Origin of the sequence: Mucilaginibacter sp. P19 (assembly GCF_050632265.1) — a bacterium.
GTDB classification, from domain to species: Bacteria; Bacteroidota; Bacteroidia; order Sphingobacteriales; family Sphingobacteriaceae; genus Mucilaginibacter; species Mucilaginibacter gossypii.
Map to the genome: position 1 here is coordinate 2590128 of NZ_CP192586.1, position 18605 is coordinate 2608732.

21 protein-coding genes and 1 pseudogene are annotated in these 18605 nt (G+C 44.6%); 11 read left to right on the forward strand and 11 right to left on the reverse strand.

Features of this window, described 5'->3' with window-relative positions; translation table 11 throughout:
• Positions 1 to 11: 11 nt before the first annotated feature.
• From ACQ86K_RS12485 to ACQ86K_RS12505, 5 genes are read left to right on the forward strand one after another with little or no spacing between them, the layout of a single operon-like run.
• Entirely contained in the window at positions 12 to 1286 is a 1275-nt protein-coding gene (locus ACQ86K_RS12485) for an efflux RND transporter permease subunit (RefSeq protein WP_157526395.1), read from the forward strand.
• Positions 1283 to 3175 carry an efflux RND transporter permease subunit gene (locus ACQ86K_RS12490; protein ID WP_157526393.1) on the forward strand — a complete coding sequence of 631 codons (1893 nt, stop codon included), beginning with the start codon at positions 1283 to 1285 and terminating at the stop codon, positions 3173 to 3175. The genes ACQ86K_RS12485 and ACQ86K_RS12490 overlap by 4 nt, the downstream gene beginning before the upstream one ends.
• Positions 3175 to 4398, forward strand: a complete 1224-nt coding sequence (locus ACQ86K_RS12495) for a TolC family protein (RefSeq protein ID WP_157526391.1) — start codon at positions 3175 to 3177, stop codon at positions 4396 to 4398. The genes ACQ86K_RS12490 and ACQ86K_RS12495 overlap by 1 nt, the downstream gene beginning before the upstream one ends.
• Positions 4373 to 5632, forward strand: a complete 1260-nt coding sequence (locus ACQ86K_RS12500; protein ID WP_157526389.1) for an HlyD family efflux transporter periplasmic adaptor subunit — start codon at positions 4373 to 4375, stop codon at positions 5630 to 5632. The genes ACQ86K_RS12495 and ACQ86K_RS12500 overlap by 26 nt, the downstream gene beginning before the upstream one ends.
• Positions 5625 to 6833: an efflux RND transporter periplasmic adaptor subunit gene (locus ACQ86K_RS12505; RefSeq protein ID WP_157526387.1), complete on the forward strand. Its 1209-nt coding sequence runs from the start codon at positions 5625 to 5627 to the stop codon at positions 6831 to 6833. The genes ACQ86K_RS12500 and ACQ86K_RS12505 overlap by 8 nt, the downstream gene beginning before the upstream one ends.
• Positions 6834 to 6841: 8 nt before the next feature.
• On the opposite strand, the gene ACQ86K_RS12510 is transcribed toward ACQ86K_RS12505, so the two are convergent.
• From ACQ86K_RS12510 to ACQ86K_RS12545, 8 genes and pseudogenes are all read right to left on the reverse strand, one after another.
• Entirely contained in the window at positions 6842 to 7486 is a 645-nt protein-coding gene (locus tag ACQ86K_RS12510; RefSeq protein ID WP_157526385.1) for a metallophosphoesterase family protein, read from the reverse strand.
• A 1-nt stretch (position 7487) separates the two neighbouring features.
• On the reverse strand, positions 7488 to 8246 hold the full coding sequence (locus ACQ86K_RS12515; protein WP_157526383.1) for a metallophosphoesterase family protein: 759 nt from the start codon (positions 8244 to 8246) through the stop codon (positions 7488 to 7490).
• Positions 8243 to 9325: an ACR3 family arsenite efflux transporter gene (arsB, locus tag ACQ86K_RS12520; RefSeq protein ID WP_157526381.1), complete on the reverse strand. Its 1083-nt coding sequence runs from the start codon at positions 9323 to 9325 to the stop codon at positions 8243 to 8245. Before arsB ends, ACQ86K_RS12515 begins: the two co-directional genes overlap by 4 nt.
• Before the next feature lie 43 nt (positions 9326 to 9368).
• Entirely contained in the window at positions 9369 to 9995 is a 627-nt protein-coding gene (locus ACQ86K_RS12525) for a hypothetical protein (RefSeq protein ID WP_157526379.1), read from the reverse strand.
• Between the two features lie 63 nt (positions 9996 to 10058).
• Entirely contained in the window at positions 10059 to 10481 is a 423-nt protein-coding gene (locus ACQ86K_RS12530) for an arsenate reductase ArsC (protein WP_157526377.1), read from the reverse strand.
• Entirely contained in the window at positions 10478 to 10903 is a 426-nt protein-coding gene (gene arsN2, locus ACQ86K_RS12535; RefSeq protein WP_157526375.1) for an arsenic resistance N-acetyltransferase ArsN2, read from the reverse strand. The genes ACQ86K_RS12530 and arsN2 overlap by 4 nt, the downstream gene beginning before the upstream one ends.
• A gap of 10 nt (positions 10904 to 10913) precedes the next feature.
• Entirely contained in the window at positions 10914 to 11486 is a 573-nt protein-coding gene (locus tag ACQ86K_RS12540) for a DUF6428 family protein (RefSeq protein ID WP_157526373.1), read from the reverse strand.
• Positions 11487 to 11556: 70 nt separating this feature from the next.
• Positions 11557 to 11869 (reverse strand): annotated as a pseudogene (locus ACQ86K_RS12545) (ArsR/SmtB family transcription factor).
• An 85-nt stretch (positions 11870 to 11954) separates the two neighbouring features.
• On the opposite strand from ACQ86K_RS12545, the gene ACQ86K_RS12550 reads away from it, so the two are divergent.
• Together ACQ86K_RS12550 and ACQ86K_RS12555 are read left to right on the forward strand one after the other, a co-directional pair.
• The gene (locus ACQ86K_RS12550; protein WP_157526369.1) at positions 11955 to 12578 is read left to right on the forward strand and encodes an ankyrin repeat domain-containing protein; all 624 of its coding nucleotides are present in this window, start codon (positions 11955 to 11957) and stop codon (positions 12576 to 12578) included.
• 3 nt (positions 12579 to 12581) lie between these two features.
• On the forward strand, positions 12582 to 12989 hold the full coding sequence (locus ACQ86K_RS12555; protein ID WP_431200463.1) for a bleomycin resistance protein: 408 nt from the start codon (positions 12582 to 12584) through the stop codon (positions 12987 to 12989).
• Positions 12990 to 12995: 6 nt separating this feature from the next.
• Here ACQ86K_RS12555 and ACQ86K_RS12560 read toward each other — a convergent pair whose 3' ends face one another.
• Genes ACQ86K_RS12560 through ACQ86K_RS12570 form a run of 3 tightly spaced genes read right to left on the reverse strand, consistent with a single transcriptional unit; the run spans position 12996 to position 14181 of the window.
• Positions 12996 to 13211 carry a GDCCVxC domain-containing (seleno)protein gene (locus tag ACQ86K_RS12560; RefSeq protein ID WP_166584882.1) on the reverse strand — a complete coding sequence of 72 codons (216 nt, stop codon included), beginning with the start codon at positions 13209 to 13211 and terminating at the stop codon, positions 12996 to 12998.
• Positions 13212 to 13213: 2 nt separating this feature from the next.
• The gene (gene merTP / locus ACQ86K_RS12565; RefSeq protein ID WP_157526365.1) at positions 13214 to 13816 is read right to left on the reverse strand and encodes a mercuric transport protein MerTP; all 603 of its coding nucleotides are present in this window, start codon (positions 13814 to 13816) and stop codon (positions 13214 to 13216) included.
• On the reverse strand, positions 13813 to 14181 hold the full coding sequence (locus ACQ86K_RS12570; protein WP_157526583.1) for an ArsR/SmtB family transcription factor: 369 nt from the start codon (positions 14179 to 14181) through the stop codon (positions 13813 to 13815). The genes merTP and ACQ86K_RS12570 overlap by 4 nt, the downstream gene beginning before the upstream one ends.
• A gap of 796 nt (positions 14182 to 14977) precedes the next feature.
• Here ACQ86K_RS12570 and ACQ86K_RS12575 point away from each other — a divergent pair.
• The 4 genes from ACQ86K_RS12575 (at position 14978) to ACQ86K_RS12590 (ending at position 18602) form a co-directional block, all read left to right on the forward strand.
• Positions 14978 to 15298, forward strand: a complete 321-nt coding sequence (locus ACQ86K_RS12575) for a hypothetical protein (protein WP_091170556.1) — start codon at positions 14978 to 14980, stop codon at positions 15296 to 15298.
• Positions 15299 to 15450: 152 nt separating this feature from the next.
• Positions 15451 to 16179: a hypothetical protein gene (locus tag ACQ86K_RS12580; RefSeq protein WP_091170560.1), complete on the forward strand. Its 729-nt coding sequence runs from the start codon at positions 15451 to 15453 to the stop codon at positions 16177 to 16179.
• 177 nt (positions 16180 to 16356) lie between these two features.
• Entirely contained in the window at positions 16357 to 17607 is a 1251-nt protein-coding gene (locus ACQ86K_RS12585; protein WP_431200464.1) for a hypothetical protein, read from the forward strand.
• Entirely contained in the window at positions 17556 to 18602 is a 1047-nt protein-coding gene (locus ACQ86K_RS12590) for a sensor histidine kinase (RefSeq protein ID WP_431200465.1), read from the forward strand. Before ACQ86K_RS12585 ends, ACQ86K_RS12590 begins: the two co-directional genes overlap by 52 nt.
• Positions 18603 to 18605: the final 3 nt, after the last annotated feature.

Sequence of the window (18605 nt, forward strand, 5' to 3'; positions counted from 1 at the left end):
AAGCAATTAAGATGATAAACCAATTGATCAGCCTGTCCTTAAAAAACAGGTATATCGTACTGCTGATCGCCATTGCCCTGTTTGCGTGGGGGGCTTATGCGGTCAAACAAAATCCGATTGACGCCATACCCGACCTGTCGGACAACCAGGTGATCGTTTTTACCGAATGGCAAGGGCGCAGCCCGCAGATCATGGAAGACCAGGTAACCTATCCGTTGGTTAGTAACCTGCAAGGTATCCCAAAAGTAAAAGCCATTCGTGCGACCTCTATGTTCGGGATGAGCTTTGTGTACATCGTTTTTGAGGATAAAGCCGATGTGTACTGGGCGCGTAGCCGGGTATTGGAAAGACTAAACTACGCACAGCGTTTATTGCCGGAAGGCATTACACCCACATTGGGGCCGGATGGCACAGGCGTCGGCCATGTGCTTTGGTACACGCTCGACGCCAAAGGCATGGATCTGGGCGAACAGCGCGCCCTACAGGACTGGTATGTGAAATTAGGCCTGCAAACCGTATCCGGTGTAAGCGAAGTGGCCTCTTTTGGCGGCTTTGAAAAGCAATACCAGGTCAGCATCGATCCGCACAAGCTGAATTATTACAACATATCCTTAGCGCAGGTGCTTAAAGCGGTTAAAAGCAATAACAATGATGTGGGCGGGCGTAAGTTTGAAATGAACGGCACCGGCTATATCGTTCGCGGCCTGGGCTATATTAAAAGCTTAGCGGATGTCGAGAACATGCCTATCGGTGTGATCAATGCTATACCAGTTAAGATCAAAGATGTGGCCACCGTTCAAATGGGCGGCGATGAACGTCTGGGTATCTTTGACCGGAATGGCGACGGAGAAGCCGTAGGTGGTATCGTCGTGATGCGCTATGGTGAAAATGCCGACAAAGTTATCCATGCCGTTAAGGATAAGATGGCCGATATTCAAAAAGGCTTGCCTGCGGGTGTAACGTTCAAGATCGCTTATGACCGCAGCGAACTCATTGAAAGCGCGGTTAATTCAGTGAAACATACGCTGATAGAAGAAATGGTCACCGTATCCATTATTGTCATCCTGTTCCTATTTAGCTGGCGAAGCGCTTTAAGTATCATTATTCAGATACCCATTACCATTGCTGCCAGCTTCATTTTGTTAAACTTCTTTGGTATCAGTTCTAATATTATGTCCTTAACAGGTATCGCTTTAGCTATCGGGGTTATCGTGGATAATGGCATCGTCATGGTCGAAAACTCGCACCGGAATTTATCCATCGCCCAACAACAAGAAAAATCATGACCACAGCAGAAAGAATAAAGATCATTGAAGCCTCCTGCAAGCAGGTTGGCCGTGGCGTGTTTTTCTCTACGCTCATCATCGTCGCGTCCTTCCTGCCGGTTTTTTTACTGGAGGGACAGGAAGGCAAATTGTTCGGCCCTTTAGCCTGGACAAAAACATTTATACTGGCCATTGACGCCATACTTGCAGTGACATTAGCGCCTGTTCTCATCTCTTTCTTTCTGAAAGGGAAGTTAAGGACGGACGACCATAACCCGCTGAACCGTGGCCTGGAAAGGGTTTATCGCCCGGTACTGGATTGGTGCGTGACCTGGCGTAAAACAACCATAGGTATCAATATCATTGCTTTAGTAATTAGCATACCCTTATTGCTTTCTTTAGGCAGCGAGTTTATGCCGCCACTGGATGAGGGAACGATCCTCTTTATGCCGGTTACCCAGCCGGACGTCTCCAATGCCCAGGCCAAACAGGTTTTACAGGTACAGGACAAGATCATTAAAAGCGTACCTGAAGTTGCTAACGTTTTGGGCAAAGCCGGGCGGGCGAATACCGCTACCGATAATTCACCGATCAGCATGACAGAAACCATTATCCTGTTGAAACCAAGGGAAGCATGGCGAAAAGGGATTAAGAAGGAAGATATTATTAATGAGCTGAATGCCAAACTGCAAATTCCCGGTGTGGTGAACGGCTGGACACAGCCTATCATCAACCGTATCAATATGTTGTCTACGGGTATCCGCACGGATGTGGGGCTAAAAGTTTACGGCCAGAACCTGGACACCATCAACACACTTGCAAATCAGATGAAGCAGGCTTTGAACGGCTTGAACGGCGTCAAAGACCTCTATGTTGACCCGATAACCGGCGGCAAATACCTGGATATCCAGGTCAATAAAGAAGCAATCGGTCGTTACGGTTTAAGCGCGGATGATGTCAATGAAGTCGTGGAAAGCGCCATAGGCGGCATGAACCTGACCAGGACAATTGAAGGCAGGCAGCGATTTAGCGTCAATGTCCGCTTTGCGCAGGATTACCGCAACAACCTGGATGCTATCAAACGCACGCTCGTACAAACGTCCGGCTATGGCCCCATACCACTATCATCCGTGGCGGATATCAGGATCAGCAATGGCCCGGCCATGATCCAATCGGAAAATGCTTTATTACGGGGCACCGTATTGTTTAACGTACGTGACCGTGACCTGGGCAGTACCGTCAAAGAAGCCCAGGACAGGTTGAATGCGATGGTTAAAACTTTACCAAAGGGCTATTATATCGAATGGAGCGGCCAGTATGAGAATTTGATCCGGGCAGAGCATACCTTGAAGCTGATACTGCCGATTGTCCTCCTTATCATTTTTGCCTGCCTGTACTTTGCTTTCCATTCTATCCGGGAAGCATTTTTTAGCCTGATCTCCATTCCTTTTGCCCTCATTGGCGGGGCTTATATGGTTTACTTCTTCGGCGTGCATTTATCTGTCGCAGTTGCGGTTGGCTTTATCGCCTTGTTTGGCATCGCTGTAGAAACGGGCATCGTGATGGTCATATACCTGAACGATGCCATGCAACAAATGGTCGCCCTGAAGGGCAACAGTAAAGAAACGATCACTAAATCTGATTTAAGGGAATATGTGATGAACGGCGCAGTAAAACGCCTGCGGCCAAAATTGATGACCGTTTGCGTGGCGTTATTTGGTTTAGTACCGGTGCTGTGGGCAACCGGGACAGGCAGCGATGTCATGTTACCCATCGTATTGCCGATGATCGGCGGGGTATTAACTTCTTCCACACATATCTTGCTCGTCACACCGCTTATCTTTTTGATGGTAAAGGAATATGAGTTGAAGAAATATGGCAAACTGGAAGTATTGGAGGTAAAGGAATAATGAAAAAGTATTATATTATATTAACGGCGTTGTTAGGTCTGGCCGGCTTTGCACAAGCACAGCGCTTCCCTTTAGACAGCGTGACCGCCCGTGTAAGCACCAACCCGGCCTTGCAGGCTTATGATGCCAAAGGCAGCGCACAGAATGCTTATGCTACGGGGGCAAGGAGTTTGGATGCCCCTAAGATCAGCGCAGGCCAGTACCAGGTGCCTTACCAGCTGAACCCCAGCGGCGGCTCATTTATGGTACAGGCAGAGCAAATGTTTACCAACCCGGCCAAGCTAAAAGCCAAAGAAGATTATATGAAAGGCCAGTCCCAGGTAACGGCAGCCGATAAGGGCTTTCTCAAAAATCAACTCATTTCCCAGGCCAAACAATACTATTATGAACGCGTGGTTTTGGAAAAGAAACTGGCCCTGTTACAGCACACCAAAGAATTACTGGATTATATGCTCAAAGATGCCAATATCCGGCTAACCTATAGCAAGGAGAAGCTGCCGAACATCTATAAGGCCAAGGCAGAGCTTTTTCAACTGGACAACGTCCGTGAGCAGTTGACCAACGATATCAGCCAGAAGAATATCATGCTCAATACCTTGATGAACCGGGATAAACAAGCCGCTTTTTCGGTGGACACTACTATCATTTTAAAAGATTACGAAACCATCATAACGGACACCGCCCGCCTTGCTGCCGGCCGGAGCGATATTAAAGGGATCAACCGCAATATTGACCTGCAACAATTAAATGCAAAAATGGAGTATGCCAAACGCAAACCCGATTTTGGCATTCAGGCGGGACATATGCAAAGTTACGGCGGGTTTGCGAATCAATATATTTTAATGGGTACCGTAACCATTCCAATTGTGCCCTGGGCAGCTAAGGAATACAAAGCGAACCTTAAAGGTATCCGCTATGAGGTGGAGGAACTGCAACAGAAAAAACTGGATATCCTCAACCAGGCACAAGGTCAACTCGCGGCATTAAGAACGGATATGGGCAGCAAAAAAAGGCAGTTGAAAAACTATGAACAGAACATCATACCCGCTTTGCAAAATAGCTATAAAACGGCACTGCTGGCCTATGACCAAAATACAGGCGATCTCCCGTCGGTTTTAGATGGTATCAAAAGCCTGCAAACCGTACGCATGGAGGCTTTAGACCGATTACAGGAATTGTTAACGTTACAGGTAGCTTATGAAAGGGAATATGAAAGCAATTAAAATCCTCCTGATCGCTTTTGTGGCCGTCATGAGCGCCTGCACGAATCCAAAAACGACTGCTGTCGCGAACCAGGCAAAAAGCGAAGTCAAATACACCTGCCCGATGCACCCGCAGGTACTCGAAGATCATCCCGGTAGTTGCCCGATCTGCGGCATGACGCTGGTTAAAAAATCTGGACAGGCCAGTGAAGGTGCCGGCATTAGTTTAAATACCGTGCTTCAACCGGTCAATTCTACGGTCGTTTCTTCGGTTAAGACGATTACACCCGAGCAAAAAGAAGTACCAACCACAATTTCGGCGGACGGTTACCTTGATTTTGATACGCGGACGTTCAATAATATCGCCTCTCGCTTTTCAGGGCGCATTGAAAAGCTTTACATCAAATATGCCTTTCAGGAAATCCACCAAGGTCAGCGCATTTTCGACATTTACAGCCCGGAAATGGTAACGGCTCAACAAGACCTGCTCTACCTCAGCAAAAATTCACCTGCGGAAACAGCCTTGCTGAATGCAGCCAAACAAAAGCTATTGTTACAGGGCATGACCTATGAACAGGTGAAGCAGGTCATAAAAAGCGGTAAGCCGTATTACAGCCTGCCGGTTTACAGTCCTTATGAAGGCCATGTACATGATATGCCGCATGGCCAGATGGGCAGCACGGCAGATACGCGCCCAGTAACGGAGTTTGCTAATAACCTGCCTTTAGCCATCAAGGAGGGCATGTATGTCCAAAAGGGGCAAACCTTGTTCAATGTGGTTAACCCGCATCAGTTATGGGCGATCATCAAAATTGACCCTTCGGATATGGCGGCTTTAAAATTGAACCAGCCGGTTAAGATCACGTTACCCGATCTGCCGGGCAAAAAGATCAGCTGCAAGGTGAACTTCATTGAACCTGTTCTACAGAATGGAGATAAGACGACAAGCATCAGGGTTTACCTCGACAACATGGATCACAATCTAAAAGTAAACAGCCTACTTAAAGCCGAAATCCAAACCGGGCGGACTAACGGCTTGTGGATACCGCGTTCTGCTGTTATTGATCTGGGCCGGACACAGATCGTATGGCTGAAACAAGGAGCAGCATATCAGGCAATTCAGGTAAGCACCGGTGCGATAACTAACAATCAAATACAAGTGACAAAAGGTTTAACTGCTACTGATACCTTGGCAGCAAACGCCCAATATTTAACCGACAGCGAAAGCTTTATTAAAACGGAAAGTCATGACTAAATTGAAAATTTTATTGCTGCTCTTAATTTTAGTAGCGACTGCGTGCAAGCAAAAACCGCAGCAAGTAGTTCAGCAGCAAACCAAAGCTTATTATACCTGTTCCATGCACCCCCAGATACATGAGGATCATCCTGGTAATTGCCCGGTTTGCGGCATGAAACTGATCAAAGTGGAACTTACCGGCTCAGGTAACACCGCATCAGATAAACTCACCCTGACAGCAACGCAGATTGAATTGGCCGGAATCCGAACCGATACCGTGCGCGAACAAAATACAGGTAATGAAAAAACGCTCACTGGCACAGTAACCACTAATGAAAACACAGCTGCCGAATTGAGTGCAAGAATAGCGGGCCGGGTACAGCAGCTATTCGTAAGAACCGTTGGAGAAAAAGTCGACGTCGGGCAACCCGTGTATGCTTTATATAGCGAGGATTTGCAGGAAGCGGAAAAGGAATACCTGTTGGCTAAACAGCAGCAAAAGCTTTTACATAATCCTGATGTAGACTACCTACAACTGATCAGCGCCGCTGAAAATAAACTCAAATTATGGGGTTTAACCGCCGCACAGATCAATAAGCTGGCCGCTTCAAACAAAGTAGCTGCTACAACCACCGTATTAAGTCAAGTCAGTGGAACTGTAAGCGAAATAGCGGTGCACGAGGGAGATTATGTGACTGAGGGGATGATGGTATTGAAAACTCAGGCATTGAACAGCTTATGGGTGGAAGCCCAGTTATACGCCGGTGAGGCCGGGAGCTATAAATTAAATGATCGGGTAAGCGTCTCCTTTCCTGATCTGAATGGACAAGTAATCAATGGCAAGGTAGCGTTCATTAACCCTGAATTATCGGATGCGTCCAAAGTTGATCTGATCCGCGTCAGCATTCCTAATCCACAGGGGCTGATCCGGCCGGGTATGCTGGCTTATATTTCACTTGGTGGTAATGGTGCACGTTCGTTAGCTGTTCCGACATCTGCGGTATTAAGTGACGGCAAAGGCAGTAAGGTATGGGTAAAAAATGCAGAAGGCAGCTTTTCACCAAGGATGATTAAACCTGGCCAAGCCAATCAAAACTATGTGCAAGTGCTATCCGGCTTAGATGCAGGTGCCATTGTCGTTACCAATGGAGCCTATTTATTGAACAGCGAAGCGACCTTCAAGAACGGGAATGATAACATGGCTGGCATGAAAATGTAAGTCGATCTCTAATAAGCTTTTCGTAACCTGTCCGCCAACTCGTCCGGTAAGGGGCTTGCTTCAACAGCGTTAGCGGCTCTTTCTATATCGTACGCAAATCTGATAAATTCAACCTTGATACTGTCTTCTATAGTTAATAGCACGTAACAACCGTCGGGGTTGCCATCTTTGGGTTTGCCGACCGAGCCGATATTAACGACATGTTTTTCGCCAATGATCCGGTGGTATGGTAAGTGCGAATGGCCTACGCAAAGCACATCGGCTTTTGCTTCACTCATCATCCCCAGCACATAGCTTTCATCCAGGTCTTCGAGTACGTATTCATTAATGCTACGAATGCTACCGTGTGCCAGTACAATATTCACGTTTGAATATTCGAGCCTGATATGAGCCGGTAACGTATTTAGGTAAGCGCGGTTATCAGACGACACCAATTCATAGGCATGCCCTTTTATTTTTTGGTCGTGATTGCCTGCTAAAGTAGCGATACCACGATTACGTATTTGCGCAATGACTTCATTCGGCCAGATGTTATAACCAATCATATCGCCTAAGCAATAAACCGCATCAACTTTACGGCTACCCAGGTCGGTCAAAAACGCTTCAAATGCCGGTAGGTTGGCGTGTATATCTGAAAAAAGTGCAATCCTCATCTTAACCGTTCTTTAACATGTCTGCGTACTCGTTAGGTAGGGGGCTATCCTCAACCGCTTTCGCTGCTTTTTCAATATCATAATCAAAGCGGATAAACTCAACCTGGATGCTATCCTTAGTTGTTTTAGAACTATGCTCGTTGATATGCAATAACACATAACCGCCACGCGGGTCTTTATCTTTCGGCTTACCTACGGAACCGATATTGATAGCGTGATAAAACTGGTCATTCGCTGTCAGTATTCGGTGGTATGGCTGATGGGTATGGCCAAAGCATAGCACGTCCGCATCCGCAGTTTCCATAATGCGCAGCATGCTCTTTTCGTCCCGGTCTTCAAACAAGTACTCGTTCACTTTACGGGGACTGCCATGTACGAACATTACATTAAGCTTGTCGCCATTCAGTTGGTATTCTAACCTGATATGTGCTGGCAGTGTACGCAAATAAGCGCGCTGTTCATCTTTTATAACTTCGTTGGTATAAGCGATTGATACTTTACCTAAAGCCTTCTCCTCGTCTGTTTTATAGGCGCAGCCACAATCATCGCTATGTCTGCCGATACCAAAGTCGTAATTACCGGTTATGCACGGAATATTACGCTTACGTATTTCATCGATCACTTCGTTTGGCCAGATATTATAACCTACCAAATCACCGAGGCAATAAATGGCATCAGGTTGTTGTTTTTCTACGTCGGCAAAGAACGCCTCCAGCGCAGGCAGGTTGGCGTGTATATCAGAGAAAAGGGCTATTTTCATTTAGCTACAGATAATGGTTTGTTATAATATTTCTTACGGAAGTAAAAGGCCAGGTTCACTAAAGCGATCAGGGCAGGTACTTCAACGAGCGGGCCGATCACGCCAGCAAAAGCTTCACCTGAATTGATACCGAACACGCCGATGGCTACGGCAATAGCCAGTTCAAAGTTATTGCCGGTTGCCGTAAAGGCGATAGATGTAGAACGCGAGTAATCCGCACCGAACGACTTGCCAATAAAAAAGCTCAGCACGAACATAATCGTAAAGTAGATCACGAGCGGTAATGCTATACGAAGCACATCAAAAGGGATCTGCACGATCAGGTTACCTTTCAAACTGAACATCACAACGATGGTGAACAGCAAAGCAATCAGGGTGATCGGTGAGATAAAAGGCACATATTTGGTTTGGAACCATTCTTCACCTTTTAGTTTGATCAGCGTATAACGGCTGATGACACCCGCAGCGAAAGGGATGCCCAGGTAGATACCGACGCTTTTGGCGATCTCCCCAATTGTAATATTCACAGCCAAACCTTTCAGGCCGAACAATGGCGGTAATACCGTAATAAACAAGTACGCATAAACGCTATACAATAGCACCTGGAAGATACTGTTTAAAGCGATAAGGCCAGCAGCATATTCACGGTTACCTTCGGCTAGTTCATTCCAAACCACCACCATCGCAATACAGCGGGCAAGGCCGATCAGGATCAACCCAACCATATAGGCAGGATGGTCGCGCAGCAAAGTGATAGCCAGAACAAACATAAGAACCGGCCCAATGATCCAGTTGAGGATAAGTGATGCGCTCAATACTTTGGTGTCTTTAAACACTTCGCCCATGTTCTCGTATTTCACTTTTGCCAGTGGCGGATACATCATCAGGATGAGACCAATAGCCAAAGGAATATTGGTCGTTCCGCTGGAAAACGAATTGATGAAAGTGGACGACGAGGGAATGAAATAACCTACGGCTACCCCAATGGCCATGGCCAGGAATATCCAAAGCGTTAGATAGCTATCGAGGAAACTTAGTTTTTTACGTTCGGCCACCGGGGCACAATTGTTTGCTGACATAATTGATTGCGTATATCGGGTTTTAATGTGAATTGAATATTAATTATTTCCAGTTTTCTTTGAATTTAGAAGCGGCAAAAAGCATTTCTGCGGTCACCAATTTAGCCTGTGCCTCGTATTGTTCATCAGTTGCATCCGCAGCCAATGGCGCATATTGTAATTTCACCGCAAACTTATCTTTGCTGGCCAGCAGCGATGCCGAACTTTCCTGCGCCAGTACGTGAATAACTTGCGGATTAGATGCTGTAGTTTCTAATGTTACCGAACCGCCCTGGTCGTTGTATTTGATTTCATTGCCGTTTACTTTAAAGCCAAGTTTTGCCAATGCGGGTGCAACTTTCGCAGAGGTTGCCGAACCTGCCAAGACAATCTTAACATCGTTTATACCGTAAGAAGCCAGTGCTGCTTTTAATACCGCCATCGCTACAGGCGCACTAAAACCGTCATCGCCCAAAAATTCCACGATCACCGGCTGTTTCCGGGCCCTGGTCGTTATTCCCAACTGTTGTATGCCACCAAGTACATCCTGACGATCATAAGTGACAGCGTTACTCTTTTTGAGCAGTTTGAATGACTGTGCCAGTTCTGGAAAAACAGGTTCACCCACAGGGGCGAAAGCGGAACTTACTACCAGTAAAGCCGCTAAAAATACAAAGGAAAATTGTTTCATGATTTAGTTTTTAAGATTAATTGGTTTATTGCTATTTAACGATAGAATTGGTTAAAAAAACAGTTAGTTAACGTGTTCATTTACAAAGTCAGCAGCATAAACTTTGATCATATCCCTCACACGGCGAAACTCATTTATTACTTGTTCGGGTGTGCCGGTTGCTTTGGCCGGATCAGGAAAATTCTCATGGAAACGTTCTACCTTGCCGGGAAAGAACGGACAAGCTTCGTTCGCATTATCACAAACGGTGATCACCTGATCGAATGAGATAGCCTGATACTCATCCACGTGATTAGAGGTATGCCCGGAAATATCGATATGATCCTCAGCCATTACTTGCACAGCTTTGGGATTGACACCATGTGTTTCGATACCCGCACTGTAAACGTTGGCTTTATCGCCTGCAAAGTAACGAAGGTAACCTTCAGCTAACTGACTGCGGCAGCTGTTACCGGTGCAAAGCACTAATATATTTTTCTTGCTCATAATGTTTTTTTCATCACTATTGCCGACACCGGACAAACATGGCTAAATTCAGTTGATTGCTGTATTTCTTGGGGCACTTCGACCCTCGTTATTCGAACAAAGCCTTTCCGTTCAAAGTAATCAGGCGCGGTTTCCGTTAAGAGGTACAAAGCCGATAAGCCTTTAAGTTTACTCACTTTATCCAGCCGTGCCAGCACTTTGGCTGCTATCCCTGTTCCGCGATAGTCTGATTGGGTGGCTAAAGACCGAAGCAAGCCGAACTTCCCGTAAACTTCAACGCCACCAACTCCTACGACTGAACCATCTTGAATGGCTACGATAAAGTTGTCGAGTGTTTTTGGCAGATCTGCTACTGGCAGATTTTCAGCTGCCAGCAGTTCGATCACTTTATCTTTATAGGGTTGGGCCTCGTCGAGTATCATCTTTAATTTATTAGCAGCAGCCGCCACCTGGTGTGCAGCAAGCTTCAGCAGGAGCAGCAGCGAGGTTCACTAATTGTATTTTCGGTTTTTCGGCAACGGCAGGTGCACAGCATTCTTCACCGTTATCGTTCGTACCACAACTGCCACCACGGCTTATTGCTTTGCATTGTACTGCATCTGGGCGCAGGTCAACTGTTAAAGCGTTGCCATCAATGATCATTTCATTAGGAAACATCTGGCGGGTATCAAATTCGGAATTGCCGAATTCAATCTTCACCGTACCGTTCGGATTAAGCGGCAGCATTTTTTCAACAATATCAACGATTGATAAGGCCTTAGCAACTTTCATGGAGCGTAGCTGTTGCTCGCCTTCAGGAACCCATAGCTGGACGATGATCTCTGTCCAGGCATTCATTACACCACCACAGTCAACGGATGTAATCGGCGCTTGCTTAATTTCGGTGATATGGTAGGCCGCATCAACTAATTTGCCTTCTGCGTATTGAAATTGCAGGTCAAGATCAGGATGCTGTAATAAGGTATCTTTAAAGGTTTTCCAGTTAATCGCTTCTGCTTTATTCATGGCTTTCTATTTATTTAATATTGTAATATTACGATGGATGTATTCAAATTTTTTTAACAGCAGGTCGCTTTCACATCAAAGGCGGAAAAAAACTGCCCATCTGTTCTTTTAGCTCGTTCCAAACCGGTGGATTAATACAGTAACAAACGCTAACGCCTTCAATGGTGCCTTGTATCAAACCGGCGTTCTTCAGTTCTTTTAAATGCTGTGAAATGGTCGGCTGCGCTAAACCCAGTTCATCCACCAGGTCGCCGCAGATACAGGTATTCGATTTAATGATCTCCTGTAAAATAGCGATACGTGCAGGATGCGCAATGGCTTTCAGCATCACAGCTAACCTGTTTTGTCTCGTCGGTGAATATTTCTGTTTTTGTTAAGCCCATTGTTTATATTGCAATATTACGATTAATATTCAATAGCAAGAAACAAATTATCAAAATTTAATTAGCTTTGGGATAATGATATAAAATGCAAGCCAGCGAATTATATAAATTAGTTAACCAGGTGGATCTTGTGTCGTTGAGAACGGTACTTGAGGGCGACCCAAGCCTGGCTAATGGGGGTATTCCGTGCAGCGATGCTCAGCCGGAGATGAAAGGCCATCCTTTGCATCGGCTATGTGATTTGGTTTTTGCTAAGATCATTACTGAAGAAAAAGCTATTGAAATAGCAAAAATCTTACTTGAGTTTAATGCTGACATTAATGGTTATCAATCAAAAGGCGATAACAACACCCCATTGCTCGCGGCAGCAAGCCTCCACGCGGAGAAATTAGGAATATTCTACATTGAGCAGGGTGCGGATTTTTCTTACACCGATCATGACGGGGCCACGGCCTTGCATTGGGCGGCTTTTTGCGGAAGGGATCAATTAGTTGAAGTATTAATTGCAAAAGGAGCAAATATTGATCAACCCGATATCACCTTCAACTCCACACCGATAGGCTGGGCAGTACACACATTAACTTCCGGTGACAATGGTAACCAGTACCATCAGATCAATTGCATTCAACTGCTGTTGAAAGCGGGTGCGGATAAAACAAAACTGGATGCGGATACAATAGCTTATGTTAATACTTTAGCGGCGGTTTAAACGATGACAAAATTAAAAGGAAGCATCCCGGCTTTACCTGTGGTAAACATTCCCGAAGCTGTAGCTTTCTATGAAGGTAAAATGGGTTTTAAAGCGCGGCATCAAGAAGATCGCTTTGCTATTTTAACGCGTGATGGTTTAGATATACACCTTTGGGCGGCTTGCGACCACGATTGGCGATATAAGTTCTGGCTCGTTTTACGGCCCGTCAGTACCGGTGCGGAAAGTTTTTTGGCAGGCACTGCTAGTTGCCGAATAGAAGTAACCGGGATCGATGAACTTTACGAGGAGATGAAAGCCAGTGGCGTAATCTATAACGCCGAAACAGTAGTAGAAGATCAGCCCTGGGGCAACCGTGATTTTCCCACACTTGACCTGCATGGTAACCTGATCACTTTTTTGAGATCGTAAACTAACTTAGCCGCAGCAGGAAGTACCTTGCTGTATAGGCGGGCATTTTACGGTTCCATAGCTGCAAAAAACACAGCAATCACCAGCCAGCGGCTTTAGTCGGGCTTTACAGCTTTCACATTCGTAAAAATACTGACAGGCATCTGTCGGCATTTCTTCTTCTTTTTGAAAGCCACAGTTAGGACACATAATTACCGAATTGAGTTGGATGGTAGCAGCCATATTTAATTGTTTTTGATGAGCGTTGGCTGATAGCCTATTGCTTTGATTTTATGATCGATACTATCTGCATTGGTTTTGGCCGGATCGTATCGCACAATAGTTTGCGCTTTTTCAAACGATGTATTCGATGACGTCACACCGTATAGGCCCATTAATGAACCGTCAATATGTTTAGTGCAATCCGCGCAACCCATACCTTTAATATCTATACGAATGGACTTTAAGTTACCTTGCAAATCAACAAATTTTGTCTTCGGGGTCACTTTATAGATCATTGGGAAATAATAAGGGAAGGCCGTCAGTACCGCTGCGAACAGGGTAACGATCAACAGGAACTTTTTAGATTGCCAAAAGGAACGGTTGGCTGGTGTGCAGCAGTCTTTTTCTTTTATAGGCGTAAACACCAATTGCTCGTACCAGGCAAAAGCGAATACCAGTATCGTTATACCGATCAGATAAGGCCGGTAAGGTGCTATCCAATTAAAATAAGTAGCGGCGCTGCTTAAGCCGCCAAAGATGGATAACAAAGGCGCGATACAGCAAAGCGATCCGGCAATTGCAGCAAGCAAGCCACCTATCCAGCCTTTATGATCTGTTTTTTTCACGCTCTGACTTCGATTAAGGGTTCTTGTATAATCTGGAAGAATGGTTGGAGTAAGGTAATCTGCGAAGGGTCGACTGAATAGAAAACGGTTTGTCCCGACTTGCGTGATCGGATAACGCCACCATCCTTCAATTTGCGGAGGTGCTGCGACACTGCCGGGATCGTCATGTCAAGTATGTCGCTCAGATCGCAGGGGCATAATTCCTTCTCTTGTGTCAACAGGAATAAGATCTTCAAACGAACTTCATTACCTGCTAACGCCACCACTTGTGAAAGATCCGTAAAAGCCTGCTGATGTTCTTTTACCACATTACGGCAGATATTGATCTGCCTGCTGTCTGCAAATATCCGGGTGCAATTATCCATTGGGTCAAAGATAAGCATTTAAGCAACTGCTTAAATATATTTGACGTAATTTAATGGTTTTTTGTATATTTGTTTAGTCAATAGGGCGTGTTACCTATGTAACTACCTTAAACAACAAGAATAAAGGCAAATCATTGAAATACAGTGATTTAAGGAAATAGGTTCGAGCCCAGGTGGGCGCACTGAGTAGACAATCTCTACACCTACAAACCCCTTAAATAGCTTATTTAAGGGTTTTTTTATTAATTACCCCTCAATAACCCTCAAGAAACGTCAACTTCTAAGCACCTAATTTAAGTTTTTAACTTAGGTGCTCAGTTTTGATGTTATGTGTGGAGCCTTGACTAAGGCTAAGCACATTTTTACAGTCGCTTACCGTCTTTTTAATTTCGAAATCGCTTTTTGAAGAGGCTGGCGTGGTACGCTCTTAGAGTTGCAATGTCCCAACTGTATCTTGTTTGAAATTAGAAATGGTGCCCTGGCAATTACCCGGTAAGGATGTCAATCATAATTTATCCAAAATAAATTTTAAAATAGACTGTGCGCTAGTATCAACACAAACCATTGATCTATTAGGCACGAAGATGACAACACTTAGTGCATGCTCTCCCAGATACGGTTTATTGATATTTGGTTAATTATTTTAGAATAAGCGAAATGAAGCAAGCCGAGCTGTTTTTTTAAAGTGGTAATGTATTGATAGTCAGTTTGTTTTTCTGATGGCATAGGGATTGAATGTTTTGAATGATGCAGCACGGGCAGCTTTGACAATGCATTCACTCACATTTTCACCATTATGAATAATTACAGTAACAAGGAAGAGGCAATAATAGATCTGCAAAAGAAAGGCTATGAATTTGACTACGTCCTTAAAAGTGAAAACTTGCTTTGTGTCCAGAATAGGGAACTGCTAAATCCAGACGACTTCGAGATTGTAGAAACGCATCTTTTTGAAAGGGAAGCTGTAAATGATCGGGGCTGCGTTATTTATGCGATAGCTTCGATGCACAATGGGCTGAAAGGCATTCTCATGATCGCATTCAATACTTTTACGAATGGCCTTTCGATTCACCTCTGGTCAAAGCTTTCCGCGGCATTGATTTGCCAACCGACCTGATTCATCAGAAGCGTGTTGCGAAAACGAAGGCGCCTTACCGTTGGCATTGAGATCGAATGTTTGTTGGTCATGATGCCTGTTTAAATGCCAGAGTATCGTGAATAGCCTTAAGCAGACCTTTCCCTGTGTAATGTCTGGCCAACTGAAATGAAATGAAAGATCATAGTTATCATCGGTCCTTAAAACGTAAAAATGTCGTTGTCATAGGAGCTGAATCTCTTATCGGACAGGCTACTGCGATACTTGCAGCAGCAGAAGGGGCGCTTGTAACAGCGGTTTGCAGGAAGTTAAGCCCGGTATTAAAAAACAAATTCGTTCTGCCATTTGGCCGTAATATGAAGGAGAGCGAACTGGGGTGTGATGATTGTTATAAGGAATTATTCATTAACCGGGCTTCTTTAGATCACATGGTCATAGTTCTCCCCGAGCATATGATTCCCATTGGATCGGATGTATTGCCGGAAGTGGCAGAGCGGCATTTTATTACAACCTGTTTTATCAGTATATCTGCTGCTATTAAGTATGCTTTACCGCTCATGGGACCCGGTTGTTCGATTACCATTTGCTCAGTTAATCAATCGCCGGATCCCTGTATTAAAGATATATTACCCGATTATACGAAGGCAATGGCAGTTCCATTAGCGCCTGTTCGCTTGAACTGCGTTACAGTAGGTTTGCCTCGCCAGGAGTCTTACTACCGTACAATTACGGAACGCCCAACCAGAATTACAGCGGTCAATGATGTTCGATTCTTCGGCAGCTTCCGGGAACCGGGGGATGTGGCGCTCGCGCTGATTTATCTCATAAAGCACCCGTTTGCCACCGGGGAAAGCCTGGTAATCGACGAAGGCAGGTTAACAAAGCGGCTCCATGATAAATGATTGATTGAGGGCATCAGCAGTTTGATCTGAAAACGATGAATTGCGCTAAGCCCGGAGATTGTTGTAGATCCAAACATATCGTATTGATGAATATGAACTTAAAGTCATCATCTCATCCCGAGAAAGCATGAAAATTGAACTTTTAAACATTTTAGCTAATCAATTTATAATCAGATTATGAGAAAACCTATACTGCTATTTATCCTGGTTGGAACGATCTTTTTGTGCAGGGGCCAGGAGATCAAAAGGCAACAAGCAGACCAACTGCTAAAAATAGTCCAGCAAAAGGTTACAGATACCGCGCATATCCATGCTTTATTAACCCTTGCAGAATTCAATATATTCAAAAAAGGTCAATTGAAGACAGACCTGGACAGCGCGCGGTTGTTTATTGACCAGGCGAAACGCATGAATACAAAAATTAAATCCATTACGGCCTACGGATACACTTCTTTGGTAGAGTCGTATCTGGCAAGGAAAATCAAACAAGAGGAAATAGCAAAGGTTTTAAACGATAAAGCCATCCAGTTGTTGAGTGATGCTAAAAACTATTACCACCTGGGGCAGGCTTATTACCAACGTGCCACTTATTATAATCCTTACGATGATTCGGGCAGCAGTAAGGTCCTGGATCTATACACGAAAGGGATTGAGGCATTTAAAATGACGAATAATGTCGAAAGGCAGGCGTACGGATATAAGCGTCTGGGTGAGTATGACAACGCTGTGCAAACCACTTTAGAAAAACTTCTGAAATCACTGGCACTTTACAAATCTATCCATTATCAGGCGGTACAGGAAGTATATGATCTGATTGCTGTTGCTTATTTGTATGATACCAATCTGCAAAAGGCGCTGTCCTATGCATTACTTGCGCTGAAAACGGCAGAGCTGGACAAAGACACCACTATGCAATTGTGCGCCATTAATAATCACCTGGGTTTGATATTTTACAGGAAACATGATTATAAAAATTCAACATTCTATTTTGTCAAGGCGCTTAAAACTGCGGAAACATACAACGATGTTAATACCATCTATTTTCTATGTGTTAACATCGCAAACAGCTACCTCAATACCGAACAGCCGATCGCCGCAAAGCGGATTTTGCAACAAGTTTTGGGAAAATACCCGGCGCCGAAAAACGATATGGATCTTTCGAGGATAACCAATGAATTATTTGTGAAAATATATACGAAATTAAATCAAATCGGTAATGGCAGACCTTATGCCGAAGCGTTAAGGACTATTGACCTGAAATATAAAAACAAGCTGAATGTTGCTAAGCTGATTGAAGATAATTTCATCATGTCCAAGTTCTACCTGGCGGCGCAATCATTTGGTCAGGCAACCGATTATATGAAAAAAGTGAAGAATTGCTGGCCAAAAACGGCACTGCTTACGACCGGTCGGCGTTATATTCCCTAAAATTCAGGATTGACACGGCCAAAGGTAATTACCGGTCGGCGGTGCAGCATTTGATACATTTCAATAAGATACAGGATTCGATTTTCAACGAGCGCAAGGCGGTCGAGTTCCAAAAACAGCAAGTGCAATACGAAACGGAAAAAAAGGATCAGCAGATAAAGCTGCTGCAACAAAATGAGCTGCTGCAGCAAACAAAACTTAAACATGCGGGTCTGGTTCAAAACCTTACCATGGGGGGTATCATCGTGATGCTGATCATCAGTGCGCTGATCTACCGTATTTACAAGCAGAAGAAAGCGGCAAATGCCATCATCACACACAAAAATGAATTATTACAGCAATTGCTTACCAGCAAAGAATGGCTGCTGAAAGAAGTTCACCATCGCGTTAAAAATAACCTGCACACGGTTATCTGCCTCCTGGAATCACAGGCACAGTATTTAGAAAATGATGCCTTGAAAGCGATTGAAAGCAGCCAGCATCGTATTTATGCCATGTCGTTAATTCATCAGAAACTTTACCAGTCAGATGAAATTAAAACTATTGACATGGCCTTTTACATTCCGGAGTTGGTGCAATCTCTTCAGGACAGTTTTGATACCTTCGGGAAAATCCATTTTATCATTGATGTGGAAAAGATCGAACTGGGTATCTCACACGCTATTCCTTTGGGGCTGATCCTGAATGAAGCCGTTACAAATTGCATTAAGTATGCGTTTCCCGGTGATAGAAATGGCGACGTTTTCATTCTGATGTCGGAAAATGATGGCTTGATTAAACTCGAAATTATTGATAACGGGATCGGTATGCCGCAAAATCAATGTCAAAATGGAACTGAATCCCTGGGGCTTAAGCTGATTAGTGGCTTAAGTGCTGATATCCACGCCGATTACAGCTGCGAAGCTGAATATGGAACTAAAATTACCATATCTTTCAGGAATCAAAATCTAACAGATTCAGATCGTTACATGGAAACAGGTGCAGCTATTGTTTGATTA